24 protein-coding genes are annotated in these 23,996 nt (G+C 71.9%); 11 read left to right on the top strand and 13 right to left on the bottom strand.

The window, feature by feature from the left end; all coding sequences use genetic code 11:
• Nucleotides 1-111 precede the first annotated feature (111 nt).
• On the top strand, nucleotides 112-783 hold the full coding sequence (locus tag ACIBAF_RS02035; protein WP_399461140.1) for a phosphotransferase: 672 nt from the start codon (nucleotides 112-114) through the stop codon (nucleotides 781-783).
• Here ACIBAF_RS02035 and ACIBAF_RS02030 read toward each other — a convergent pair.
• A complete protein-coding gene (locus tag ACIBAF_RS02030) occupies nucleotides 758-1,243 on the bottom strand; it encodes a nuclear transport factor 2 family protein (protein ID WP_399461139.1) in 486 nt (161 codons plus the stop codon). The genes ACIBAF_RS02035 and ACIBAF_RS02030 overlap by 26 nt on opposite strands.
• Nucleotides 1,244-1,285: 42 nt before the next feature.
• Nucleotides 1,286-2,311: an MBL fold metallo-hydrolase gene (locus ACIBAF_RS02025; RefSeq protein ID WP_399461138.1), complete on the bottom strand. Its 1,026-nt coding sequence runs from the start codon at nucleotides 2,309-2,311 to the stop codon at nucleotides 1,286-1,288.
• An 85-nt stretch (nucleotides 2,312-2,396) separates the two neighbouring features.
• Here ACIBAF_RS02025 and ACIBAF_RS02020 point away from each other — a divergent pair, with 85 nt between their 5' ends.
• Together ACIBAF_RS02020 and ACIBAF_RS02015 are read left to right on the top strand one after the other, a co-directional pair.
• The gene (locus tag ACIBAF_RS02020) at nucleotides 2,397-3,854 is read left to right on the top strand and encodes an aldehyde dehydrogenase (RefSeq protein ID WP_399461137.1); all 1,458 of its coding nucleotides are present in this window, start codon (nucleotides 2,397-2,399) and stop codon (nucleotides 3,852-3,854) included.
• Nucleotides 3,855-3,926: 72 nt separating this feature from the next.
• The gene (locus ACIBAF_RS02015; RefSeq protein ID WP_399461136.1) at nucleotides 3,927-4,166 is read left to right on the top strand and encodes a ferredoxin; all 240 of its coding nucleotides are present in this window, start codon (nucleotides 3,927-3,929) and stop codon (nucleotides 4,164-4,166) included.
• Nucleotides 4,167-4,431: 265 nt separating this feature from the next.
• On the opposite strand, the gene ACIBAF_RS02010 is transcribed toward ACIBAF_RS02015, so the two are convergent.
• Complete coding sequence (locus ACIBAF_RS02010; protein ID WP_399461135.1) at nucleotides 4,432-5,082, bottom strand: TetR family transcriptional regulator; 651 nt, start codon at nucleotides 5,080-5,082, stop codon at nucleotides 4,432-4,434.
• A gap of 231 nt (nucleotides 5,083-5,313) precedes the next feature.
• On the opposite strand from ACIBAF_RS02010, the gene ACIBAF_RS02005 reads away from it, so the two are divergent.
• The 3 genes from ACIBAF_RS02005 to ACIBAF_RS01995 are packed head-to-tail and all read left to right on the top strand — an operon-like array spanning nucleotide 5,314 to nucleotide 8,674.
• Complete coding sequence (locus ACIBAF_RS02005) at nucleotides 5,314-6,870, top strand: glycosyltransferase family 4 protein (protein ID WP_399461134.1); 1,557 nt, start codon at nucleotides 5,314-5,316, stop codon at nucleotides 6,868-6,870.
• Nucleotides 6,864-7,607, top strand: coding sequence for a class I SAM-dependent methyltransferase (locus ACIBAF_RS02000; RefSeq protein ID WP_399461133.1), 744 nt, complete (start codon nucleotides 6,864-6,866; stop codon nucleotides 7,605-7,607). Before ACIBAF_RS02005 ends, ACIBAF_RS02000 begins: the two co-directional genes overlap by 7 nt.
• On the top strand, nucleotides 7,604-8,674 hold the full coding sequence (locus tag ACIBAF_RS01995; RefSeq protein WP_399461132.1) for a prenyltransferase: 1,071 nt from the start codon (nucleotides 7,604-7,606) through the stop codon (nucleotides 8,672-8,674). The genes ACIBAF_RS02000 and ACIBAF_RS01995 overlap by 4 nt, the downstream gene beginning before the upstream one ends.
• A 54-nt stretch (nucleotides 8,675-8,728) precedes the next feature.
• Here the strand turns inward: ACIBAF_RS01995 and ACIBAF_RS01990 are convergent, their stop codons facing one another.
• From ACIBAF_RS01990 to ACIBAF_RS01965, 6 genes are all read right to left on the bottom strand, one after another.
• Nucleotides 8,729-9,022, bottom strand: a complete 294-nt coding sequence (locus tag ACIBAF_RS01990) for a hypothetical protein (protein WP_399461131.1) — start codon at nucleotides 9,020-9,022, stop codon at nucleotides 8,729-8,731.
• A gap of 97 nt (nucleotides 9,023-9,119) precedes the next feature.
• The gene (locus tag ACIBAF_RS01985) at nucleotides 9,120-10,130 is read right to left on the bottom strand and encodes an LLM class F420-dependent oxidoreductase (protein WP_399461130.1); all 1,011 of its coding nucleotides are present in this window, start codon (nucleotides 10,128-10,130) and stop codon (nucleotides 9,120-9,122) included.
• Nucleotides 10,131-10,236: 106 nt separating this feature from the next.
• Complete coding sequence (locus ACIBAF_RS01980) at nucleotides 10,237-11,091, bottom strand: hypothetical protein (RefSeq protein WP_399461129.1); 855 nt, start codon at nucleotides 11,089-11,091, stop codon at nucleotides 10,237-10,239.
• A 178-nt stretch (nucleotides 11,092-11,269) separates the two neighbouring features.
• The gene (locus tag ACIBAF_RS01975; protein ID WP_399461128.1) at nucleotides 11,270-12,310 is read right to left on the bottom strand and encodes an N-acetylmuramoyl-L-alanine amidase; all 1,041 of its coding nucleotides are present in this window, start codon (nucleotides 12,308-12,310) and stop codon (nucleotides 11,270-11,272) included.
• Between the two features lie 165 nt (nucleotides 12,311-12,475).
• Entirely contained in the window at nucleotides 12,476-13,288 is an 813-nt protein-coding gene (locus ACIBAF_RS01970) for a hypothetical protein (protein WP_399461127.1), read from the bottom strand.
• Entirely contained in the window at nucleotides 13,288-13,830 is a 543-nt protein-coding gene (locus ACIBAF_RS01965) for a SigE family RNA polymerase sigma factor (protein ID WP_399461126.1), read from the bottom strand. Before ACIBAF_RS01965 ends, ACIBAF_RS01970 begins: the two co-directional genes overlap by 1 nt.
• A gap of 277 nt (nucleotides 13,831-14,107) precedes the next feature.
• Here ACIBAF_RS01965 and ACIBAF_RS01960 point away from each other — a divergent pair, with 277 nt between their 5' ends.
• Nucleotides 14,108-15,856 (top strand): MFS transporter, encoded by a 1,749-nt coding sequence (locus ACIBAF_RS01960; protein WP_399461125.1) that lies wholly within the window; start codon nucleotides 14,108-14,110, stop codon nucleotides 15,854-15,856.
• A 117-nt stretch (nucleotides 15,857-15,973) separates the two neighbouring features.
• Nucleotides 15,974-16,624, top strand: coding sequence for a class I SAM-dependent methyltransferase (locus ACIBAF_RS01955; protein WP_399461124.1), 651 nt, complete (start codon nucleotides 15,974-15,976; stop codon nucleotides 16,622-16,624).
• 42 nt (nucleotides 16,625-16,666) lie between these two features.
• On the opposite strand, the gene ACIBAF_RS01950 is transcribed toward ACIBAF_RS01955, so the two are convergent.
• Genes ACIBAF_RS01950 through ACIBAF_RS01940 form a run of 3 tightly spaced genes read right to left on the bottom strand, consistent with a single transcriptional unit; the run spans nucleotide 16,667 to nucleotide 20,295 of the window.
• Entirely contained in the window at nucleotides 16,667-18,184 is a 1,518-nt protein-coding gene (locus tag ACIBAF_RS01950) for a hypothetical protein (protein WP_399461123.1), read from the bottom strand.
• Nucleotides 18,185-18,232: 48 nt separating this feature from the next.
• Nucleotides 18,233-18,865 (bottom strand): response regulator, encoded by a 633-nt coding sequence (locus ACIBAF_RS01945; protein ID WP_399461337.1) that lies wholly within the window; start codon nucleotides 18,863-18,865, stop codon nucleotides 18,233-18,235.
• 29 nt (nucleotides 18,866-18,894) lie between these two features.
• Nucleotides 18,895-20,295, bottom strand: a complete 1,401-nt coding sequence (locus ACIBAF_RS01940; RefSeq protein WP_399461336.1) for a histidine kinase — start codon at nucleotides 20,293-20,295, stop codon at nucleotides 18,895-18,897.
• A gap of 405 nt (nucleotides 20,296-20,700) precedes the next feature.
• Between ACIBAF_RS01940 and ACIBAF_RS01935 the strand changes: the two genes are divergently transcribed.
• Genes ACIBAF_RS01935 through ACIBAF_RS01925 form a run of 3 tightly spaced genes read left to right on the top strand, consistent with a single transcriptional unit; the run spans nucleotide 20,701 to nucleotide 23,623 of the window.
• On the top strand, nucleotides 20,701-21,561 hold the full coding sequence (locus ACIBAF_RS01935; protein ID WP_399461122.1) for a MaoC/PaaZ C-terminal domain-containing protein: 861 nt from the start codon (nucleotides 20,701-20,703) through the stop codon (nucleotides 21,559-21,561).
• Nucleotides 21,562-21,590: 29 nt separating this feature from the next.
• Nucleotides 21,591-22,667: a Zn-dependent alcohol dehydrogenase gene (locus ACIBAF_RS01930; RefSeq protein WP_399461121.1), complete on the top strand. Its 1,077-nt coding sequence runs from the start codon at nucleotides 21,591-21,593 to the stop codon at nucleotides 22,665-22,667.
• An 8-nt stretch (nucleotides 22,668-22,675) separates the two neighbouring features.
• Nucleotides 22,676-23,623: a 3-oxoacyl-ACP reductase gene (locus ACIBAF_RS01925; protein WP_399461120.1), complete on the top strand. Its 948-nt coding sequence runs from the start codon at nucleotides 22,676-22,678 to the stop codon at nucleotides 23,621-23,623.
• A gap of 110 nt (nucleotides 23,624-23,733) precedes the next feature.
• Here ACIBAF_RS01925 and ACIBAF_RS01920 read toward each other — a convergent pair whose 3' ends face one another.
• A complete protein-coding gene (locus ACIBAF_RS01920) occupies nucleotides 23,734-23,916 on the bottom strand; it encodes a hypothetical protein (RefSeq protein ID WP_399461119.1) in 183 nt (60 codons plus the stop codon).
• Nucleotides 23,917-23,996 lie beyond the last annotated feature (80 nt).

The following is a 23,996-nucleotide window of genomic DNA, read 5'->3' as shown; positions in this document are numbered from 1 at the left end:
GGGTGGCTGTGGGCGGGGCGAACGGGGGCGGACGGGGATGGGCGGGGATGGATGGAGGTGGAGGGAGGTGGAGGGAGATGGAGGGGGCTGGGCGGCGGTAGGTTCATGTTCATGCCAGTAACGGGGAGACTGCTCGGCTCGGGTCGTACGGCCGACGTGTACGAGATCGACGAGGCGTGGGTGCTGCGCCGGGACCGGGACGGGTGGGGCGACGCCGCCGCCGAGGGGGCGGTGATGGCGCACGTACGGGAGTACGGCTACCCCGCGCCCGCCGTACGACCCTCGTCCGACGGCTCGCGCACCGACCTGGTGATGGAGCGGCTGGCGGGGCCGACGATGCTCCAGGCGTTCGTGGCGGGCACGTTGGACGCCGAGGAGGCGGGGGCCGTTCTCGCCAGGCTGCTGCGCGCGCTGCACACCGTTCCGGGCCGAGTCTCGGCAGACGCCCGCATCCTGCACCTCGACCTCCACCCCGACAACGTGATTCTCACGCCGGACGGCCCGCGGGTCATCGACTGGGCCAACACGGAGGAGGGCGACCCGGGGCTCGACTGGGGGATGTCCGCGGTGATCCTCGCCCAGGTCGCCGTCTCCGCCCAGCCGATCGCCGCCCCGGCCCTCGCGATGCTGACCGCCCTCCTCGCCGACCCCGCCGACCTCACCGATCAGGGCCTGACCGAGGCTTTGCGCCGACGCGCGGCCAACCCGACGATGAGCACCGAGGAAACGGAACTCCTCGCCCCGGCCGGTGAGTTGATCAGGTCGCTGGCGGGCTGGGGGTAGCCCGGTGCTGGGCGGGTCCGTCGGCGCGGGGCGTCGGTCCGCCGAAGGGAAGGTGGAGTACCCGGCGTGCCAGCAGCCACGTACCGTCGACATGCCGGAACGTGTCCTCGTAGTGGCCGACCTGGACGGGGGGCCCGGCCGGGACGATGCCGCCCTCGTAGCCGTCGACCCGGTGCGTCGAGAAGTACGAGGTGGCCAGGGCGTTGTCCGGCGCGGTGACCGTGACCAGGATGTTCGACATGAGGCGGCGGGAGAGCCGGTCGGCGGGGCGTGAGCCGAAGTACGCGCGCAGCGCCGCCCGCCCCTCGATCAGACGCTCGCCCGCCGGCCATTCCCACCTGCCGTCCTCGGTGAACAGACCGGCCACGGCGGAGGGTTCACCCAGGTCGAGCCGGTGGACGAAGTCGACGACGAGACGTTCGCAGGCGCGCTCGGCGAGAAGGCGTTCCAAGGGGTCCATGCAACCGTTGGTATCAGCAGGCCCTCCCGCACCGCGAGCGCATTACACCGCCACGTACGTCACCGGCTCGCTGCCCGCCACCGCCTCCGCGCGGCCCTGTTTCACGAGTCGGCGGAGGTGGGCCTCGGCCTCGGAGACCGCGATGGTCCTCGAACCGTAGGGGATCTCCTGCCAGGGGCGGTTCCACTCCATCCGTTCGGCGAGCTGCCAGGGGGTGAGGGGCTCGGCCAGGAGCGACGACAGGTCCGTGAGACGGTCCTCGTGGTGGGTGAGCAACTCCCGTACCCGGGAGGGGGCGTCGGTGAAGGCGTGCTGGTGGGCGGGGAGGATCTCGGCGGGGGTGAGACGGCCGACGCGTTCGAGGGAGTCGAGGTAGTCGCCGAGGGGATCGGTGACCGTCGCGTCGTCGGGGTCCTCGTAGAGTCCGATGTGCGGGCTGATCCCCGGGAGCAGGTGGTCGCCGGAGAACAGGCGGCCGTGGCCCGGGAGTCCGGCCGGGTGGCTCTCCTCCAGGTGGAGGCAGACATGGCCCGGGGTGTGCCCCGGGGTCCAGATCGCGCGCAGCCGGCGGCCGGGCAGGTCCAGGAGTTCGCCGGGGACGATCTCGCGGTCGGGGAGCGCGGGGGAGAACCCGGGCGGCGTACGGCGGCGGGCCGTGCGCAGCGGGGCGAGATGTTCGTCGGGGGCGCCGGCGGCGGCCAGCTTGTCGGCCATGTACGTGTACCAGCGCTCGGGGCGGGTCTCCCGGGTCCGCCGCACGATCGACGCGTCCGCCGCGTGCATCGCCACCCAGGCCCCGGACGCCTCCCGCACCTTGGCCGACAGACCGTGGTGGTCGGGGTGGTGGTGGGTGATGACGACCCCGTGCAGTTCGGCGACGTCAGTGCCGCAGGCCGTGAGACCCGCGGTGAGGGCGTCCCAGGAGGCGGGATCATCCCATCCGGCGTCGACCAGCACCGGCCCGCGGTCGGTGTCGACGACGTAGACGAGCGTGTGCCCGAGCGGGTTGTCCGGGATGGGCACCCGAAGGGACCGCACACCCCCGCCATGATCGAACGCCTTCGTCATCTGCCCTCCGTCTCACGGCCATTGCCCACTATAACTAGAACTGGTATCAGTTTCTGAAACACCGTCAGAAACGAAGGCAGTGGCCATGGCCGAGCTCGTGGAACACGGACAGTTGTTCATCGGCGGGGAATTGACCGATCCCCAGGGCGAGGACGTCATCGAGGTGGTCTCGCCGCACACCGAGGAGGTCATCGGGCGGGTGCCGCATGCGTCGACGGCCGATGTGGACCGGGCCGTCGCCGTGGCGCGGCGGGCCTTCGACGAGGGGCCCTGGCCCCGGCTGTCGCTCGACGAGCGGATCGCCGTCGTCACCCGCATCAAGGACGGCATCGCCCTGCGCCATGAGGAGATCGCCCGCGTGATCTCCTCCGAGAACGGCTCCCCGTACTCCTGGAGCGTCCTCGCGCAGGCCCTGGGCGCGATGATGGTGTGGGACGCGGCGATCAAGGTCGCCCGGGACTTCACCTACGAGGAGCGCCGCGACGGTGTGCTCGGGAAGATCCTCGTGCGGCGCGAGCCGGTGGGCGTGGTCGCGGCCGTCGTGCCCTGGAACGTCCCGCAGTTCGTGGCCGCCGCCAAGCTCGCGCCCGGGCTGCTCACCGGTTGCTCGGTGGTGCTGAAGCCGTCCCCGGAGTCGCCGCTGGACGCGTATCTGCTGGCCGAGATCACGCGGGAGGCCGGGCTGCCGGAGGGCGTGCTGTCGATTCTGCCCGCGGACCGCGAGGTCAGCGAGTACCTGGTCGGGCATCCGGGCGTCGACAAGGTCGCGTTCACGGGCTCGGTCGCGGCCGGGAAGCGGGTCATGGAGGTGGCCGCCCGCAATCTCACGCGCGTGACCCTCGAACTCGGCGGCAAGTCGGCGGCGGTCGTGCTGCCCGACGCGGACATCGCCACGGCGGTCCCCGGGATCGTCTCGGCCGCCTTCATGAACAACGGGCAGGCCTGTGTGGCCCAGACCCGCATCCTCCTGCCGCGCTCGCGCTACGACGAGTTCGCGGACGCCTTTGCCGCGGCGGCGGCCGCGCTGGTCGTCGGCGACCCGATGGACCCGGCGACCCAGGTCGGGCCGCTGGTCGCCGAGCGGCAGCAGCGTCGGAACCTCGACTACATCCGGATCGGGCAGGAGGAGGGCGCGAAGATCCTCACCGGTGGCGGGCGTCCGGCGGGTCTGGAGCGCGGTTGGTACGTGGAGCCGACCCTCTTCGGCGACGTCGACAACTCCATGCGGATCGCCCGCGAGGAGATCTTCGGCCCGGTGATCTGCCTCCTGCCCTACGGCGACGAGTCCGAGGCCGTGAAGATCGCGAACGACTCCGACTACGGGCTGAGCGGCAGCGTCTGGACGGCCGACGTCGGGCATGGCATCGAGGTCGCGCGCCAGGTTCGTACGGGGACTTACTCCGTTAACACCTTCAGCCTGGACATGCTCGGCCCGTTCGGCGGCTACAAGAACTCCGGGCTGGGGCGGGAGTTCGGGCCCGAGGGCTTCGGCGAGTACCTGGAGCACAAGATGATCCACCTGCCGGCCGGCTGGGAGGGCTGAGGGATGGAAGTGCCTCTCGCGCGAGCGGATTCAGCGGATTCAGCGGATTCAGCGGATTCAGCGGATTCAAGCGTGGGGGCGGGCGACCGGTGGCACGTCGACGTGGACCGTTCCCTGTGCATCGGTTCCGCGCAGTGCCTCCACCGAGCGCCCGAGGGCTTCCGGCTGGACGACGCGCGCCAGTCGCATCCGGTCGACCCCGACACGGACGCGAACGAGCAGGTGCTGGCGGCGGCGGAGAACTGCCCGGTGGAGGCGATCACGATCACGCTGACGGGGAGCGGGGAGGCGGTTTTCCCGCCGGAGGAGTAAAAATAATCCCTTTTGTGGTGTTCCATCCCGCTTCAGGTGTTCTATTCTGGTAGTGGCCTACGAGGCGAGTGAGGGAGTTCGACCGGAGTAGCCGACTTGGGCGTGACGCCGAGAGGTACGGGCATCCGCTGAGGCCGACGTCGACGGACGGGCTGAGGGACCGGAAGGTTGCAGGACAGGACCTGAAGGGACCCCTGATCGTCTCGTAGGTCTTTTCTGTGCCCGTCTGTGCCCGTCGGTGCGAGTGGGTGCGCGTCCATGGCGTCTACGTGCGCGGGTCCGTCACGTCGATCAGGCGGCACACCGTCTCGATGTCGATCCGGACCTGGGCGATGGAGGCGCGGCCCGACAGCCAGGTGATCAGCGCCGAGTGCCAGGTGTGCTCGATGACGCGGACCGCGGAGAGCTGCTCGGGCGTCGGGTCGGTGAGGCCCATCGCGTCCAGGATGATCGCCGTCGTCTGACGCGAGACCTGGTCGACCTCCGGAGAGACGCTGCGGTCGGCGAAGGTCAGCGCGCGCACCATCGCGTCCGCCAGGTGCGGCTCGCGCTGCAGGGCGCGAAAGGCCCGCATCAGCGTCTCCGCGACCCGCTCCGCCGCCCGCTCGCCCGTCGGCGGCTTCTTCCGCAGCGTGCCGTGCATGTGCTCCAACTGGTCCTGCATCGTGGCGACCAGCAGATGCACCTTGGACGGGAAGTACCGGTAGAGGGTGCCGAGGGCGACCTGCGAGGACTCCGCGACCTCCCGCATCTGCACCGCGTCGAACCCGCCCCGGCTGGCCAACTGCGCGCTCGCGTGCAGGATGCGGCGGCGGCGCGCCTCCTGCCGCTCGGTGAGGGGCGAGGACTGCGCCTTGCTCCCCTTGGCTTCCGCGTTCCCCTTGGCTTCCGCGGGCGTGGCTGGCGTGGGTGGCATGGGTCCCGTTCCGGTCCGTTCCGTGACAGTCCTGGTGACAGTCGGTGAGGGGCGGTGATCATGCGGTTCGGCAGAGCGGCCGGTCGTGGCGTGAATCACCTGATCCACTGCTCCCAGCACTCTTACCTGCCGGTAGATTCAGAGCCTCCCGGACGATCAAGTCTGAAACTTGTTCTAGATTAGCGTCCCGTCGTAGTCTCGCGGGACCATGCAGGCAGAAGGGGGCACGGAGTGACCGCGGAGGCCAGTCAGGCGGGGTCCCGGCATGACCTCGCGGCCGACGGCAAGCGACCGCTCAACATCGCGCTCCTCACCTATAAGGGGAACCCGTTCTGCGGGGGCCAGGGCGTCTACGTACGGCATCTCTCGCGTGAGCTCGTCCGCCTCGGCCACCGCGTCGAGGTGATCGGCTCCCAGCCCTATCCGGTGCTGGACCCGGTGGACCCGGCCCACGGCGACCGCCTCTCCCTCACCGAGCTGCCCAGCCTCGACCTCTACCGCCAGCCGGACCCGTTCCGCACCCCGAAGCGCGGCGAGTACCGCGACTGGATCGACGCCCTCGAGGTCGCGACGATGTGGACCGGCGGGTTCCCCGAACCGCGGACGTTCGCCCTGCGCGCCCGTCGTCATCTGCGCGCCCGGCGCGGGGAGTTCGACGTCGTGCACGACAACCAGACCCTCGGCTACGGGCTGTTGGGGGACATCGGCGCGCCCCTGGTCACCACCATCCACCACCCCATCACCGTCGACCGGCAGTTGGAGCTGGACGCCGCCGAAGGATGGCGCCGGCGCTACTCCGTGCGCCGCTGGTACGCGTTCACCCGGATGCAGAAGCGCGTCGCGCGCCGGCTGCCGTCCGTGCTCACCGTCTCCGGCACCTCCCGCCAAGAGATCGTCGACCACCTCGGCGTCCGCGACGACCGCATCCACGTCGTCCACATCGGCGCCGACACCGACCTGTTCTCGCCGAACCCGGCCGTGCCGCAGATACCCGGCCGGATCGTGACGACGTCCAGCGCGGACGTCCCCCTCAAGGGCCTGGTCTTCCTCGTCGAGGCGCTGGCGAAGGTGCGCACCGAGCACCCGCGCGCCCACCTCGTCGTCGTCGGCAAGCGCCCGCAGGAGGGGCCGGTCGCCCAGGCGATCGAGCGGTACGGCCTCGAAGGCGCAGTCGAGTTCGTCAAGGGCATCTCCGACGCCGAACTGGTCGACCTGGTGCGCTCGGCGGAGGTCGCCTGTGTGCCGTCGCTGTACGAGGGCTTCTCCCTGCCGGCTGCCGAGGCCATGGCCACGGGCACCCCGCTGCTCGCCACGACCGGCGGGGCGATCCCCGAGGTCGCCGGGCGCGACGGGGAGACCTGCCTGGCCGTGCCGCCGGGCGACGCGGGTGCGCTGGCCGCGGGCCTGAGCCGGCTCCTGGGCGACCGCGAGCTGCGGGCGCGGCTGGGCGCGGCCGGGCGGGAACGGGTGCTGGAACGGTTCACCTGGGCGCGGGCCGCCGAGGGGACCGTGGCCCGCTACCGCGAGGCGATAGCCGACGGCCGCCGCCCAGGTGCTTGCGAGTCCGAGGCCCCCGCCGCCGCGTCGGCCGCGTCCGCCGTTTCAGCTGCTTCCGCCGTTTCTGTCGCTTCCGCTGCTTCCGTGGCTCCCGCCGCCCCGGAAGCCGCCGAGGCCACCGAGGCCCCCGAAGCCGCCGAGGCCGTCGACGCCGGTCGTGGCGTCGACGCCGTTGACGCCGACGGCGTCGTATCCGAAGCATCCGATCGCGAAAGCAGGGCCACGTGCTGACCGTCGACTTCTCCCGGTTCCCGCTCGCCCCGGGCGACCGAGTCCTGGACCTCGGCTGCGGGGCGGGGCGGCACGCCTTCGAGTGCTACCGGCGTGGCGCTCAGGTCGTGGCGCTCGACCAGAACGGCGAGGAGATCCGCGAGGTCGCCAAGTGGTTCGCGGCGATGAAGGAGGCCGGCGAGGCCCCCGAGGGCGCCACCGCCACCGCCATGGAGGGCGACGCGCTGGCGCTGCCCTTCCCCGACGAGTCCTTCGACGTCGTCATCATCTCCGAGGTCATGGAGCACATCCCGGACGACAAGGGAGTGCTGGCGGAGATGGTGCGCGTGCTCAAGCCCGGCGGCCGCATCGCCATCACCGTGCCGCGCTACGGCCCCGAGAAGGTCTGCTGGACGCTCTCCGACGCCTACCACGAGGTCGAGGGCGGCCACATCCGCATCTACAAGGCCGACGAACTGCTCGCGAAGATCCGCGAGGCGGGACTCAAGCCGTACGGCACCCATCACGCCCACGCGCTGCACTCCCCGTACTGGTGGCTGAAGTGCGCGTTCGGCGTGGACAACGACAAGGCGCTGCCGGTGCGGGCGTACCACAAGCTGCTGGTCTGGGACATCATGAAGAGGCCGCTGGCGACCCGCGTCGCCGAGCAGGCGCTCAACCCGCTGATCGGCAAGAGCTTCGTGGCGTACGCGACCAAGCCGCACCTCCCGGCGCTGTCCGAGGCGGCGGCCAAGTGACCACCCCCCGGACAGAACACCTCGTCCTGCCCGGGGTCCTCACCGCCGAGCAGGCCGCCGCGACCGTCGCCGGAATCCTCGCCGTGCAGCGGGAGGACGGCGCGATCCCGTGGTTCCGGGGCCACCACCTCGACCCCTGGGACCACACCGAGGCCGCGATGGCGCTGGACGCGGCGGGCGAGCACGAGGCCGCCGAGCGGGCGTACACCTGGCTGGCCCGGCACCAGAACGACGACGGCTCGTGGTTCGCGGCGTACGCGGACGGCGCCTTCGACGACGTCACCGACCGCGGCCGCGAGACGAACTTCGTCGCCTACATAGCCGTCGGCGTCTGGCACCACTACCTCTCCACCGGCGACGACACCTTCCTCGACCGCATGTGGCCGGCCGTCTACGCGGCCGTCGAGTACGTGCTGCGGCTCCAGCAGCCCGGCGGGCAGATCGGCTGGCGGCGCGAGGACGACGGCGCCCCGACCGCCGACGCCCTGCTCACCGGCTCCTCCTCGATCCACCAGGCGCTGCGCTGCGCGCTGGCGATCGCCGAGCAGCGCGAAGAGGCGCAGCCGGACTGGGAGTTGGCGGCGGGCGCGCTGCGGCACGCCATACGACGGCATCCGGAGCGGTTCCTCGACAAGGACCGCTACTCGATGGACTGGTACTACCCGGTGCTGGGCGGCGCGTTGACCGGTACGGAGGCCAAGTCCCGTATCGAGGCGGACTGGGAGCGGTTCGTGGTGCCGGGGCTGGGGGTGCGGTGCGTGGTCCCCAACCCGTGGGTGACGGGCGGCGAGTCCGCCGAACTCGCCCTCGCGCTGTGGGCGATGGGCGAGTCCGATCGGGCGCTGGAGATCCTCCAGTCGATCCAGCATCTGCGGGACGCGGAGTCGGGGCTGTACTGGACCGGGTTCGTCTTCGAGGACGAGGCGATCTGGCCCCGGGAACTGACCGCGTGGACCGCCGGGTCGCTGCTGCTGGCCGTCGCCGCCCTCGGCGGGCATGAGGCGACGTGCGCCGTGTTCGGTGGGGAACTGCTTCCTTCCGGGCTGGAGGTCGACTGCTGCGCCTGAAGGCGCGGCGGCTCAGCGGCGATCGCTCAGTGACCGTTGTTCAGTGACCGTTGTTCAGTGGCGGTGGACCCTGTTGGCGATGGCGTGGCCCACGAAGAGGTACACCACCGCCGCCAGGCCGTAGCCCGCCACCACCCTTGCCCAGGCCTCGTCGAAGGTGAACAGGTCGTGGGACCAGCCGGCGAGCCAGCGGGCCGTGTCGTGGATGAACTGCACGAAGGAGTTGGCGGGGTTCGCGTCGAGCAGGTACATCAGGATCCACAGGCCCAGGATGAGGGCCATGATGTCGGCGACGACCGCGATGACCGTCCCGGCCTGGTTGGCGCCGTTGCGATATCGAGGGGACATGCCCTTTCGGGTTGCCGTTCGACGCCGAACGAAACCCGGCTGGTTCGGATCGCGGCCATGTGCCCCGTGTCGGGGTGGAGTTGACGCCTGTCGATGGTCAGGCGTTGAGCTCGGCCAGCACCCGCAGGGTGTGCAGGTCCGGCGCCACGACCAGGAGGTCGGTCACCGGGCCCTTGTGCCAGGCCTGAAGCCGTTCCGCGATGCGTTCGCGGGGGCCGACGAGGGAGATCTCGTCGGCGAAGGCGTCCGGGACGGCGAGCACCGCCTCCTCGCGTCGGCCGGCCAGGAACAGCTCCTGGATGCGCCGGGCCTCCCCCTCGTAGCCCATGCGCGCCATCAGGTCGGCGTGGAAGTTGCGGGTGGCGTGGCCCATGCCGCCGATGTAGAACCCGAGCATCGCCTTCACCGGCAGCAGCCCCCCGGCGACGTCGTCGCAGACCAGCGCCCGTACGAGAGGGGCGACCCGGAAGCCCTCGGGCAGCTCCGCCACCGCCGGGCCGTACGCGTCCGGCCGGCTCGGCGACCAGTACAGCGGCAGCCAGCCGTCGGCGATGCGGATCGTCTGGGCCACGTTCCGCGGCCCCTCCGCACCCAACAGCAGCGGCAGATCGGGGCGCAGGGGGTGGGTGATCGACTTGAGCGGCTTGCCGAGGCCGGTGGCGTCCGGGGCACGGTACGGGTGGGAGTGGAACCGGCCGTCCAGTTCCACCGGCGCCTCCCGGCGCAGGACCTGCCGGACGACGTCCACGTACTCCCGGGTCGCGGTCAGCGGCGACTTCGGGAACGGGCGGCCGTACCAGCCCTCCACCACCTGCGGGCCCGACAGGCCGAGCCCGAGCATCATCCGGCCGCCGGAGAGATGGTCCAGGGTCAGGGCGTGCATCGCGGTCGTGGTGGGGGAGCGGGCCGCCATCTGGGCAACGGCCGTGCCCAGCGCGATCGTCGACGTGCGCGCGGCGATCCAGGTGAGCGGGGTGAAGGCGTCCGAGCCCCAGGACTCAGCCGTCCACACGGAGTCGTAACCCAGCCGCTCCGCCTCGCGCGCCAGCTCCACATGGCCGGGGTCGGGGCCGCGGCCCCAGTAGCCGAGCGCCAGACCGAGCCGCATACCAGCCTCCTGACGGTACGTCAGATACGGGGGGGCTGCGACTGTACGACAACGGCCCCCCGCCCGGAAGGGCGAGGGGCCGTACCCGTCGTACGGGAGCGTCGGCTCAGCCGCGCTGAATGCCCGAAGCGTCCCGCAGGACGCCGCGTCGGCCGTCCTGGGTCTGGGCCACCAGGCCCTGCGCGCCCTGCTCGACCGCGAGGTACCAGGTGCCCGGCGCCAGTTCGGCGATGGGCATCGGCGCACCGTCCTCCGCGTACAGCGGACGCGGCACCGGCACGGCGAACCAGAACGGCGAGAAGTCCGCGGCCGGCGGCTGCGCCGGACCCGGCTGGGCGCCGAACGGCGACTGTCCCGGCTGCCCACCCGGCTGCCCGCCCGGCTGACCGGGCTGCCCCGGCTGCGGCTGACCGCCGAACGCCGACGGCTGCGGCCCGCCCGGGTAGCCGTAACCGGCGGGCGGCTGCGCACCGTAGGGCTGGGGGGTCGGCGGCTTGGGCGCCGGGACGAGGCCGGCCTGCAGGGCCGGGACGAGGGGGGTGGCGACAGCGGCCCCGGCGAGCACCAGGGTGGCGATGAGGGCCAGGATCAGCCCCGTCCCGGCGGAGGGGGCGTTCGAGTTGTCACCGCCGAAGTTGTCCAGGCCGCCGACCGGGTCGACGACGTTGCCGAGGGCGCTCCAAGCGGCGAACACGGCGAACGCGACACCGAACGCGCCGAGTTCCAGGCCGGCGATCTTGCGAGGGTTCGGCAGGCCGCGGGCGACGACAATGAGCGCGGCGGCGATGAGGCCGGCCAGGACAACGCTGAGCAGGACCGGTCCGCTCGACCAGAGGCTCGGGATGTCGAGGCTGCTGGGCGCGTTGTCGTACGAGTAGTTGTCGAGGAACGACGCGATGAACAGCAATACCGCTGCTCCGATCACCACGCCGTCGCCTCGAGTGAGGGAGCGGATATTCACTTCAGGTCCTTCGTCAGTCGTCTCGTCGTCGGTACACGCATACACGCATCGGTAGAGGCGTCGCTGTCACCATGTCGCCGTCAGGCCCCGGTGTGAAGCGTGGGGGTGGCCCCTCATCGTAGGGACGACACTATCGTCCACACGATTGTGCTGTCCGCCGTGATCAGCGCGCTGATCACTACCCGCGCAGGAAACTCACGATTCCCTCAGAGATCCCCTGCGCCGCCTTCTGCCGCCAGGCGCCACTGGTCAGCAACGCCGCGTCCTTGGTATCGCGCATGTTGCCGCACTCGATGAACACCTTGGGAACCGTTGACAGATTGAGACCGCCCAGGTCCTTCCGCGTGACGAGACCGGTTCCGTCGCCGACGTAGTTGGCGGGCGAACTGCCCGTCGTGCGCGCGAAGTCGCCCGCGATCAGCTTCCCGAGGTCCTTCGACGGGCCCACGACGGCACGGGTGTCGGCGGCGCCCTCGTGCACCGTGGCCGGCAGGATCACATGGAAGCCGCGGTCGCCGGCCCCGGCGCCGTCCGCGTGGATCGAGACGACCGCGTCGGCGTGCGCCGCGTTCCCGATCCGGGCGCGCTCGTCGACGCAGGGGCCGTACTCCCGGTCGCCGTCCTGCGTCAGCTTCACCGTGGCGCCCTGCTGTTGCAGCAGCGTGCGCAGCCGGTGGGCCACGTCCAGCGTGAACTCCGCCTCGCTGTAACCGGAGTTCGTGGACGTGCCCGTAGTGTCGCATTCCTTCCAATTGGTGCCGATGTCCACCTTGCGGTTGATCGCGGCGGTGTGCTCGACGTTGTCGGGGTTGTGCCCCGGGTCGATGACGACGACCTTGCCCTTGAGCGACGTGGACCCCGCGGTCGACGCCGTACCGCCGGCGCCCTGCTTGCCGTCGCCGCTCGCGCCGTCGGCCGGCGAGCCGTCGGTGGGGGAGCCGTCGGTGGGGGAACCGTCGGCGGGGGAGCGGAGCGTGGACGACGAGGCCGCCGCTCCCGCCCCCCGGTCCGGTCCGCCGTCCCCACCGGTCCCCGTTCCCGTCCCGGTCCCGCCCAGCGTCTCGTACGCCAGCCAGCCCAGCAGCGCCCCGGGCACGAGCGCGACGAGCGCCACGGTCAGGGGGCGGCGCAGCGGGGAGCGGCGCGGCGACGCGGAGCCGAAGCGATCGGAAGGGCCGAAGGGGTCGGAGGAGCCGGGGTTCGAGCCTGTGTACGACACGCCTGCCACCCTAACGGGCATCCCGGGGACGGCTCAGGCGGACGGCGGCCGGACGGATGACGGACGGCCGGCCTCCCCTGCACCCGCCCGACCCTTGTCCGCCATCCCCCTGTTTCGCTGTTTCGCTGTTTCGCTGTTCCGGTCTGCCGGTCTGCCGGTCTTCCGCTATTGCGCGAAGTCCACCCCGTTGGGCGTCGTGCCCTGTGGCACCAAGCACACGAACCAGTCGTACGAGGTCCCCTCGACCGAGCGGATGGCGGACTTGTCGGTGCTCGGCTCTTCGTTCGCCGGTGCGTTGACCAGCTCGGTCCTCGTGCCGTCCTTCCAGTTGCAGGTCACCCGCTTGGTCGTCTCGGTGAGAGGGCCCAACACCACGCGGTCGGGGCTGCCCGGGCCGGGGGCCGCCGGGACGGTGCCGTACTGCTTCGTCGGGTCCGGGGGGACGTCGGACCAGTCGATCAGGCCGCCATGGATCAGGGTGCCGGGGCCGTTCTCGTCGCCGGTGCTGCTGCGCAGGAAGAAGGCGATCCTGCCGACCAGATCGGAAGGCTTCCGCACGGTCGGGAGGGTCTCGCGGTACTTCGCCATCGCCTTCAGCTCGGCCTGGGCCCCCGCCACGTCGCGTGGTGCCGGCCACACATCGATCGCGACCTTCCACGGCTTGCCCTGGTCGGTTCCGGTCCCCAGGATCGTGCGGCTGGGGGACTGGACCGCGCCCGGCGTTCCCGTTGCCGCCGGCGTCACCCGCTCCCCGCCTCCCCCCGGCAGTCCGCCGGCCGCCAGCGCCCCTGTCGAGCCGGCGACCACCAGGGCCATGGCCGCCACGACAGCCGAGCGGCGGGCTCTGCGGCGGCGGCCGCCGCGGATGACTGCCTGGGTGGGGGCTATGCCGATCTCGACCTCGTCCGCGGCGTCGGCCAGCAGGCCCGCGATGTCGTGCTGCGTCATGTCGTGGTTCGTCTCCTGGTCCGCGCTCATCACTTCCGCCCTCCGTGCGTCGCTGTGTCCGCCAGTTCCGGTATGGCGCGGAGTTTCGCGATCCCCTTGGCCGCGTTGCTCTTCACCGCGCCGACCGAACAGCCCATCGCCTCGGCCGTCTGCGTCTCGGTCAGGTCCTCCCAGTAACGCAGCACCACAGCCTCCCGCTGCCGCGGCGGCAGTTCAGCCAGCGCCTTCAGCAGGGTGTGCCGGTCGTCGGCTCGCGCGATCACGTCGCCGGTGTCGGCGACCTCGTGCGCGAGGCCCGAGTCGTCGCCCCTCGGAGCGAGGAACTCGCGGAGCTTCCTGCGGTACTTGCGGGCATGCGCGTTGATCATCACGCGCCGTACGTACGCCTCCGGTTCGTCGGCCGCGCCGACTCTGCGCCAGGCCACGTAGACCTGTTCCAGCGTCGACTGGACCAGGTCCTCCGCGGCGTGCTGTTCCCCCGTGAGGAGAAATGCCGTGCGCATCAGCCGCGGCCAGCGGCCGACGACGAAGGCTTGGAACTCCGTGTCCCTGTCCTGCTTCCGATCCCCCATGGGCACTGCACCTCCTAGATGTTCAAAGGAGGCCATGAGCGGCCCGGATCGTTGCCTCGGGGAGCGGAGATTTTCCGCGGCAGCCACACCGGCATCAGTAGCGCCAGGCAGCGCCACGTCCACGACCGGCACGTCGGTGTGTCAAGAGAAGCTAAAGAAATTGTTAGTACGCCAAAGTATCGGAATAGTTGCCCATGCATACAGGTTCAGCTCCCATGTAACCGGCGAAGCGCCACCCCCGTAACCCCCGAAGCACCGCCCCCGGAGGCCCCACCCCATGACGCACACGACGACCGACCGGCCCACCCGCCAAGCGAGCGGAGCCGTCGTCCCGGTGCTCGCCTTCGCGGGCATCGTGGTCGCGGTGATGCAGACCCTGCTCGTCCCGGTCATCAAGGACCTGCCGCAGCTGCTGGACACCGCGCCCAGCAACGCCACCTGGGTCCTGACCTCCACCCTGCTGTCCGGCGCCGTCGCCACCCCGATCATGGGCCGCCTCGGCGACCTGTACGGCAAGCGGCGGATGCTGATCCTCAGCCTGTCCGTGATGGTCGTCGGCGCCCTGGTCAGCGCGCTCACCAGCGACCTGCTCACGATGATCGTGGGCCGTACGCTCCAGGGCTTCGCCATGGGCGCGATCCCGCTCGGCATCGGCCTGATGCGGGACATGCTGCCGCGCGAGAAGCTCGGCTCGGCGATGGCCCTGATGAGCTCCTCCATCGGCGTCGGCGGCGGCCTCGCCCTGCCCGCCGCGGCCCTCGTCGCCCAGCACGCCGACTGGCACGCCCTGTTCTACGGCGCCGCCGGCATCGGCGCGCTCGCGATCGCCCTCACCCTCCTCGTCGTCCCCGAGTCCCCGGCCCGCGCCGAGGGCACCTTCGACGTGCTGGGCGCGATCGGCCTCTCCACCGGCCTCGTCCTCTTCCTCCTGCCGATCACCAAGGGCAGCGACTGGGGCTGGACCTCCGGCACCACCCTCGGCCTGTTCGGCGCCGCGGCCGTCGTCCTCCTCCTGTGGGGCGTGATGGAGCTGCGCGTGAAGGCCCCGCTGGTGGACCTGCGCACGACGGCCCGCCCCGCCGTCCTCTTCACCAACCTCGCCTCGATCATGGTCGGCGTCTCCTTCTACGTCGTCTCCCTCGTCCTGCCGCAGCTCCTCCAGCTGCCGAAGGCCACCGGCTACGGCCTCGGCCAGTCGATGGTCGTCGCCGGTCTGCTCGTCGCGCCGCTCGGCCTGACGATGATGGTCACCGCCCCCGTCTACGCCCGGCTGTCCGCGAAGTACGGCCCCAAGGTCACCCTGATCCTCGGCCTGCTGATCATCGCGATCGGCTACGGCGCCGGCCTCGGCCTGATGAGCGCCGCCTGGCAGAGCCTGGTCATCGCCGTGATGTTGGGCGCGGGCATCGGTCTCGCCTACTCCTCCCTGCCCGCGCTGATCGTCGGCGCGGTCCCGGCCTCGGAGACCGGCGCGGCCAACGGCCTCAACACCCTGATGCGGTCCATCGGCACGTCCGTGTCGAGCGCCGTCATCGGCATGGTGCTGGCCAACACCGCGAACAACGTGAACGGCGTCGCGATCCCGACGATGCACGGCTTCCGCGTCTCCTTCCTGATCGCCACGGCCGCCGTCGCGGTCGGCCTGGTCCTCGCCCTCTGCCTGCCGAAGCAGCAGCGCCCCGCCACGGCTCCGCAGCTGCGCGCCAGCAGCGAGGAGGACGCGGGCCTGGAGCACGCCGAGGAGGTCCTGCGGGGCTTCCGCGGACGGGTCCTGGACGCCGACGGCGCCCCGGTCGGCCGCGCCAAGGTCACCCTCATCGACCGCCGCGGCCGGCAGGCCGGGGCCACCCTGTCGCAGGAGGACGGCAGCTACGCCCTCGCCGTCCCGGCCCAGGGCGCCTACGTCCTCGCCGCCAAGGCCGCCGGCCACGGACCGCTCGCGAGCTCCGCGACCCACGGGGGCGAGGAGCGCCCGGTGGACCTCGACCTGGCCCTGCCGAGCGAGACCGTCGCCACCACCGCCTGACCTCCTCCGCCGCCCCTGACCCGCCCCCCGTCGTGCGTATGACGGGGGGCGTGGTGCAGCATGGGGCAGCCCGCCACCCGCACCCGCAGACCTGCACGTACCACCGAAGGGACCCCCATGACCGCGGCACCCAAGCCCGAGATCCTGGCCGCGTTCGAGGCGGCGAAGGGGTTCATGCCGGTGGACGAGGGCCTGGCGCTGTACGCCGCCGCCGTCGAGGCGGGCGCGCTCGGGCTGCCGTTGCTGGAGGTCGGCACCTACTGCGGGCGTTCCACGATCCTGCTCGCGGACGCGGCCCGCCAGTCCGGGGTCAGCGCGCTCACGCTCGACCACCACCGGGGCAGCGAGGAGCAGCAGCCGGGCTGGGAGTACCACGACCCGGAGACCGTGGACCCCGAGATCGGCCTGATGGACACGCTGCCCACCTTCCGCCGGACCCTGCACCGGGCCGGTCTGGAGGAGCACGTGGTCGCACTGGTCGGGCGGTCGCCGCAGATCGCCGCGTTCTGGAACGCGCCCCTCGGTCTCGTCTTCGTCGACGGCGGCCACACCGACGAGCACGCCGCCTCCGACTACGAGGGCTGGGCGCCGCACGTCGCCGAGGGCGGGCTCCTCGTCATCCACGACGTGTTCCCCGACCCGGTCGACGAGTTCACCGGCCAGGCCCCCTACCGCGTCTACCTGCGCGCCCTGGCCTCCGGGGCCTTCACGGAGGTCTCCGCCACCGGCTCGCTACGGGTGCTGCGGCGCACGGGCACGGGGATCTAGGACGATCCAGGGACGATCCAGGGACCGTCGTCCAGGAAAAGCTCAGGCCGGTTCCGAGCCGCGGCGACGGCGGCGCACGACGACAGCCGCAGCCACCGCCGCCGCGGTGACCAGGGCGGCCGGCATCAACACGGCGGGCCGCAGGACGGCCCGGTACAGCGGGGCCGGGGACGCCTCCAGCGGGATGGCGGCGACGTCGTTGCCGGGCGTGCGGTCGAACGGGTTGTACGTGCGGATGGTCCCCTTCGCGCCCGGGACCTGCCGGTCGATGCGGATGTGGAAGTCGATGGCGGTCGAACCGTCGCCGTACCGCGCCTCGTAGAACGCGGCGGAGCCGACCTCGCAGACGAACGCCTTGCCCGGCTTCTCGGGCCGGCCGCAGGCCCACTTCATGTCGTCGCCCTCGATGTTGTACGGGATGGAGGTGACCGTGGTGCCCTCCGGCGGGACCACCTCGAAGCGGCCCAGTTCCTCGTCCCCCTTCGGGCGGCCGGGGCCGAGGTCGCGCAGCCCGAGCCGCACCTTCACCGTGTCGCCGACCCGGCCCCGCACGGCCGCGGTGACCGGACGGTAGTCGGCCTGCACGGTGGTGGTGATCCCGACCCTGGCCTCGCCGTCGCCGAAGGACTGGTCGGCGGTGCGCACGAGGGTGAGCGGGGACCCGGTGCCGCGCACGGTGTGGCCGGCGGGGCGGGACGGGGCCGACGACCAGCTGTAGGTCACCTCGCCGCCCAGCGTGCCGGGCGCGGCGACCGTGTAGACCAGCGGGGCGCTCGTGCGGTAGGCGGCGCCCGCCGCGGCCTCGGCGGGGAACGTGCACCACGCCGAGGTGGGCGCGGAACCGGCGTAGAAACAGTTGCTGTGCCGGGCGGCCAGCGTCAGCCCCTCCGTCACGTTGACCTGGAGGGCGACGCCCTGCTTCGCGGGGAAACGGGTCGCGTTGGCCAACCGCGGCGTCAGGTTCGCGGACTTCCCCGGGGCCAGCCCGCTCACGCCGTCCTCCCGCCCGGGCGCGGACAGCGTCGGACCGCCGACGATCATCCGGGTGGAGCCGGTGATGGTGGGAGCGTTGTCGGCGGTCGCGGTGTACGTCACCGTCCCGCTGTCGCCCGGCTCGGCTCCGTCTACGCCGAGGAGGGGGAGAGGGTCGTAGCTCTCCCCGTCGCCGTTCTGCAGGTCGCCGTAGTGGCAGGTGTAGATCGGGCCCGCGCCCTTGCACGTCTCCCGGTCCCCGAGCCGGGCGACGCCCTTCAGCCCCGACGCGTCCACGACGACCCTGACGTTGCGGGCCGGTTCGCCGCCCTTGCTCGCTTCGACGAAGACGGGGAGATGGAAGTCGTCGTTCGATCCCGCGGCTCCCTCGTCGGCGTTGTACATGACGAAGGTCTTCACGGTCTCGAACCGCATCACGACCCGGTCGGAGCCGTCGGCCGCGGCAGGCGCCGACGCCGCCGACACCGACGCTGACGCCGACGCGAACACGGCCACGAGAGCCGCCGTCAGGGCGGCCCCACGCGTGAACAGACGCCCAAGGATCGGTATCGGTATCGGTAAAGGCATCCCGGCACTATGCCACCACCGTGCCGGTCGGCTACAGCCACCCCGCGGCTACAGCCACCCCTGCTGCCGGGCCTCCCGCATCGCCTCCATCCGGTTGCGGGTGCCCGTCTTGCCGATCGCGGAGGAGAGGTAGTTGCGGACCGTGGACTCCGAGAGGCGCAGCTTGGCGGCGATGTCGGCGACCGTCGCCCCGTCGACGGAGGCCTTCAGGACGTCGCACTCGCGGCCGGTGAGGGGGTTCGGGCCGGCGCCGAGGGCGGCCGCGGCCAGCGCCGGGTCCACGACCGTCTCGCCGGTCAGCACCCGGCGGACGGCCGCCGCCAGCTCCTCCACCGGGCCGTCCTTGACCAGGAAGCCCGAGGCGCCGGCCTCCATGGCCCGGCGCAGATAGCCGGGCCGGCCGAACGTGGTCAGGATCAGCACCCGGCAGTCGGGCGCCTGCTCGCGCAGCTCGGCGGCCGCGTCCAGGCCGCTGATGCCGGGAAGCTCGATGTCGAGGAGCGCGACGTCCGGGCGGTGCAGGAGCGCCGCGTCCACGATCGCGTCCCCGGCGCCGACCTGGGCGACCACCTCGATGTCGGCCTCCATCCCCAGCAGCAGGGCCAGCGCGCCGCGCATCATGTCCTGGTCCTCCGCGAGCAGCACCCTGATGGACTTGGCGGGGCGGTGGTCGCGGGGCATCTCGTTCACGGGCCCACCCGGCATTTCGGTCACGGCCCAAGGTTAGGGCCGACGGCCACGGACGGAGCGCTGTCCGTGGGCTCCTGCGGTGCGGACGTCTGGTGCATCGGGGCTTGCGTGGACAGTTCTGTGGGCTGTTCTGGGGATAGTGCGGTGGGCAGTTCCGCCGTGACCCTGAATCCGCCGCGCGGTCCCGGGCCCGCCGTGAGCGAGCCGCCCGCCGTCGCGAGGCGTTCGCGCAGGCCGGTCAGACCGGTGCCGACGCGAGGCGGCCGGCAGTCGTCGCCACCCGTGCCACTGCCACTGCCACCGCCGCTGCCGCCGGCGCCGTTGTCCGCCACCGTCAGCCGGACCCGTTCCGGGGATCCCGTCACGGTGATCTGGCACTGGGTCGCCCCGCTGTGCCGGACGACGTTGGTGACCGCCTCCCGCACCACCCAGCCCAGCAGGGCCGCGGTCTGCGGCTCGGGCGGCGGCCCGGACCGGCTCACCGACGGCTCGACGCCCGCCGCCGTCAGGGCCGAGCGGGCCCGGTCCAACTCGGTGACCAGACTGCCCTCGCGGTAGCCGGTGACCGCCTCCCGGATCTCGGTCAGCGCCTGGCGGCCCACCGCCTCGATGTCGGTGACGTGGGAGAGGGCCGCGTCCATGTCGCGCGCCGCCAGCCGCCGGGCCGCCTCCGACTTCACCACGATCACCGAGAGGGTGTGACCGAGCAGGTCGTGCAGATCGCGGGAGAAGCGCAGCCGTTCCTCCTCCACCGCCCGGCGGGCCAGCTCCTCGCGGGCGGCGCGCAGTTCCCGTACGGCGTCGGAGAGGGAGAGGATCGCGGCCGTCACCATCGTCGAGATCCAGGTGGCGTAGGCGATGGTCAGGCCGTCCCAGCCGTCGCGGACGCAGGCGATCACGCCGGCGAGGACCGCCACGGCCGTCCCCAGGGTGCGCAGGTCGCGGCCGCGCAGGACGGCGCCCGTCGCGAGGCCGAACAGCGGCAGGAAGAGCAGCCAGCTGTCGCCGTAGCCGAGGGCGAGGGCGCAGGCGACCGTGCCGAGGCCGGCGAGGGCCAGCCGCGTCTGGAGGGCGTCGCGGCGGTCCTTGGCGAACGCGTGGAAGACGACGTAGATGTACAGCGAGTTGAAGGTCAGCAGGCCCAGGCCGCCGATCCAGGGGTTCGCGGCCTTGCCCTGGAACAGATTGGAGAACGCGCCCATCCCCATCAGCAGCCACGGCAACAGCGAGAAGCCGTTGGCCGGCGGGCCCGGGTCCTCCGGGACCTGCCCGGCCTTGCGGGCTGCCTTGTACTCGGCCTTGAGGCGCTGCTTGTCGTCCTTCCAGTACCGCTGCTGCTTACGCCCCTCCCGGAATGCCGAACGCCAGGCGTCCAAGCGGCACGCCTGTGCGCGCCGCCATTCCTCGAACGACCTCGTCATGGTCGCGTCCCCCGTTCTGTTCTCACGCACCCACCGCTCCACGGCTGTGTGGTCGTCTCCGACGCTACGGTTTCGAGCCCGTTCGCGGCAGTGCCGGATGTACGGACTCGGTCGGTACAAATGTCACCGGCGACCGTTTCTGACATACCGTCAGGTGTCTTCACAAGTCCCGGGGCCTGGGCTATACAGAGGGTCGCCGCACTGGAACGCGTTCTAGAGCGGGCGGGTTCTGCGGCCCCGTCACGACCTCGGTGCGGCCGATCGGTGCGGACGGCCGTGCCGAGGTCTTCCAGCAGTCCGAGCGACCCGAGCGACAAGAGCAGTCCGAGCCACCCGAGCCACCCGAGCGACCCGAGCGACCCGAGCGACCCGAGCGACCCGATCGTTCCGAACATCAGGAGCTTCATGCCCATCGACGCAGCCAAGGCGCTCGCCGCCGAACCCCGCTCCGGCGAGATCTCCTGGATCCCCAAGGACGTCCAGCTCTACCACCTCGGCATCGGCGCCGGCGTCCCCGCGACCGATCCCGACGAGCTGCGCTACACCCTGGAGTCCCGGCTGCACGTCCTGCCGAGCTTCGCCACCGTCGCGGGAGCCGGCTCGCCCGGCGTGATCAGCGGACTGTCCATGCCCGGCGTCGACGTCGACCTCGCCCACGTCCTGCACGGCGGTCAGCGTCTGGAGATCCACCGCCCCCTCCCGGCGGAGGGCAGGGCGACCGCCACCGGGCGCATCGCCGCCGTCTACGACAAGGGCAAGGCCGCCGTCCTCGTCATGCGCACCGAAGTCGCCGACGCGGACGGCCCGTTGTGGACCAACGACGCCCAGATCTTCGTGCGCGGGGAGGGCGGCTGGGGCGGCGACCGGGGCCCGTCCACCCGACTCGACCCGCCCGCAGGCGATCCCGACAAGGTGGTGGAGCGGGCCGTCCGCGAGGACCAGGCCCTGCTCTACCGTCTCTCCGGCGACTACAACCCCCTGCACGCCGACCCCGAGTTCGCCGAGCGCGCCGGGTTCGAGCGGCCCATCCTGCACGGCCTGTGCACCTACGGGATCACCCTCAAGGCGGTCGTCGACACCCTGCTCGACGGCGATGTGACCCGGGTGCGGTCGTACGCCACCCGCTTCGCCGGGGTCGTGTACCCCGGCGAGACCCTGCGCATCCGGATGTGGCGGCAGGACGACACCACGCTCCGGGTGGCCGTGAACGCCGTCGAGCGGGACGACGCGCCCGTCCTCGCCGACACGATCGTCGAACACTGCTGAACTCGCGATGACCTGAGGGGAGCCGCACCATGCGCGCAGCCGTACTGCACGAGATCGGCCAGGACAAGCTGGAGGTCCTCGACGACGTCGAGGCGGTGGGCTTCGGCCCCGGACGGGTCAGGATCCGGGTGCGGGCCACCGGGCTGTGCCACTCGGACCTGTCCGCGATGAGCGGGGTGCTGCCGCAGCCCGCGCCGTTCGTGCCCGGCCACGAGGGCGCGGGCGAGGTCCTGGAGGTGGGGGAGGGCGTCACCCGGGTCAAGCCCGGCGACCGGGTCGTCGTCTGCTGGCTGCCGGCCTGCGGGGCGTGTCCCGCCTGCAAGCGCGGCCAGACCGAGCTGTGCCTGGCCGGGTTCATGAACGCCGGCACGCCCAACTTCCGCCGGGCGGGCGGGGACCTGTTCGGCATGGCCGGCACCGGCACCTTCGCCGAGGAGGTCGTGGTCGACGCCGGCTGCGCGGTCCCGATCCCCGACGACGTCCCCTTCGACATCGCCGCGCTCATCGGCTGCGGGGTGACGACGGGGCTGGGCGCCGCCCTCAACACCGCGGACGTGGCGGCCGGTTCGTCCGTCGCCGTCATCGGCTGCGGAGGCGTCGGCATCTCCGCGATCCAGGGCGCGCGCCTCAGGGGCGCCGCCGAGATCGTCGCCGTGGACCCGGTCGCCTCGCGCCGGGAGGCCGCACTCGACTTCGGCGCCACGAAGGCGGTTTCGCCCGAAGAGCTGCCCGGCGCGAAGCAACTGGTCACCGGCGGCGAGGGGTTCGACTACGTCTTCGAGGTCGTCGGCCGCTCCGCGACCGCCCGCACCGCCTACGAGAACACCCGGCGCGGCGGCACCCTCGTCGTCGTCGGCGCGGGCGCCCTCGACGACCACCTCCAGCTCAACATGTTCGAGCTGTTCTTCGACGAGAAGCGGATCCTGCCCTCGATGTACGGCGGCGGGGACGTCCTGAGCTCCTACGAGCGCACGATCGCCCTGTGGCGGGCCGGCCGGATCGACCTGTCGGGCCTGATCACCCACCGTGTGCCGCTCGTCGAGATCAACGAGGCGCTGGACCAGATGCGTACGGGAGCGGCCCTGCGCACCTGCATAGAGATCTGAGGCCCGGTATGTCGCTGCCACTTGAGGGACTCGCGGCGATCGTCACCGGCGCCGGGCGCGGACTCGGCCGGGCCGAGGCGCTGGAGCTGGCCCGGCTGGGCGCGGCCGTCGTCGTCAACGACTACGGGCAGCCCGGCCGGGACGGGTCGGGCGAGGCGTCGGCCGGCCCCGCCGAGGCGGTGGCGCAGGCCATCCGGTCGGCCGGCGGGACCGCGCTCGCGCACACCGGGGACGTCGCCGACTTCCAACAGGCCCGTCAACTCGTCGAGTTGGCGATCGCGGAGTTCGGCAAGCTGGACGTCCTGGTCAACAACGCGGGCATCCTGCGCGACCGTATGGTCTTCTCGATGGCCGAGGGTGAGTGGGACGCGGTCGTCCGGGTCCATCTCAAGGGCCACTTCAACACGACCCGTTTCGCCGCCGCCCACTGGCGTGAACGGTCCAAGGCGGCCGGCGGGCCGGTGTACGGGCGGATCGTGAACACCTCGTCGGAGGCGTTCCTGGCAGGCTCGGCCGGACAGCCCAACTACGCGGCGGCGAAGGGCGGAATCGTCGGACTGACGACGTCCACGGCGCTCGCGCTCGCCAAGTACGGGGTGACGGCCAACGCCATCTGCCCGCGCGCCCGCACCCGGATGACCGAGGACGTCTTCGCCGGGTTCGAGCAGCCGGACGAGGGCGGCCTCGACCCTCTCGCCCCCGAGCATGTCGCCCCGCTGGTCGGGTACTTGGCCGCACCGGCCGCCGCCCGGATCAACGGGCAGCTGCTCGTGGTGCACGGCGGCATGGTCGCCGTCGTCGAACGGCCCCGGGTCCAGGCGAAGTTCGACAGCAAGCAGGACGCCTTCACCTACGACGAGCTCGACGCCGTCCTCACCCCGCACTACGCGGACCGGACGCCCGGGGAGACGTTCGCGGCGGCGGAGGTGCTGGGGCTGCGGCGGGGGGAGCGATAGGGCAAGCGAAGGGGCAAGCGAAGGGGCAAGCGAAGGGGCAAGCGAAGGGGCAAGCGAAGGGGCTCCGGGCGTTCATGGACGCCCGGAGCCCCTTCGGAATTCCGTACTGCTCAGGCAGCCGCTTCGGCCTTGCCCTCGGACCGGTTCTCGGACCTGCTCTCGGCCGGCTTGCGGTGCCGGCCGTGCGGGGCCGAGTCGCCGTCGTGGGACGAGACCTGGCCCCGGTGCCGGCCGTGACCGGCCGTCTCCTGGGAGTCGGCGGACAGCGGCTGCATCGTGCTTGCGTCGCTCATCGGAAAAGTTCACCCCGTCAACATGATCTTTCTTTACAGCCGGGCGATTTTATCCAGCACACCGCGGGGCGAATCCAGGC

It is taken from the genome of Streptomyces sp. NPDC051677 (assembly GCF_044453465.1).
Classification (GTDB): Bacteria; Actinomycetota; Actinomycetes; order Streptomycetales; family Streptomycetaceae; genus Streptomyces.
Note: the sequence above shows the minus strand (reverse complement) of the source record. Positions and strands in the feature narration are given on the sequence as shown.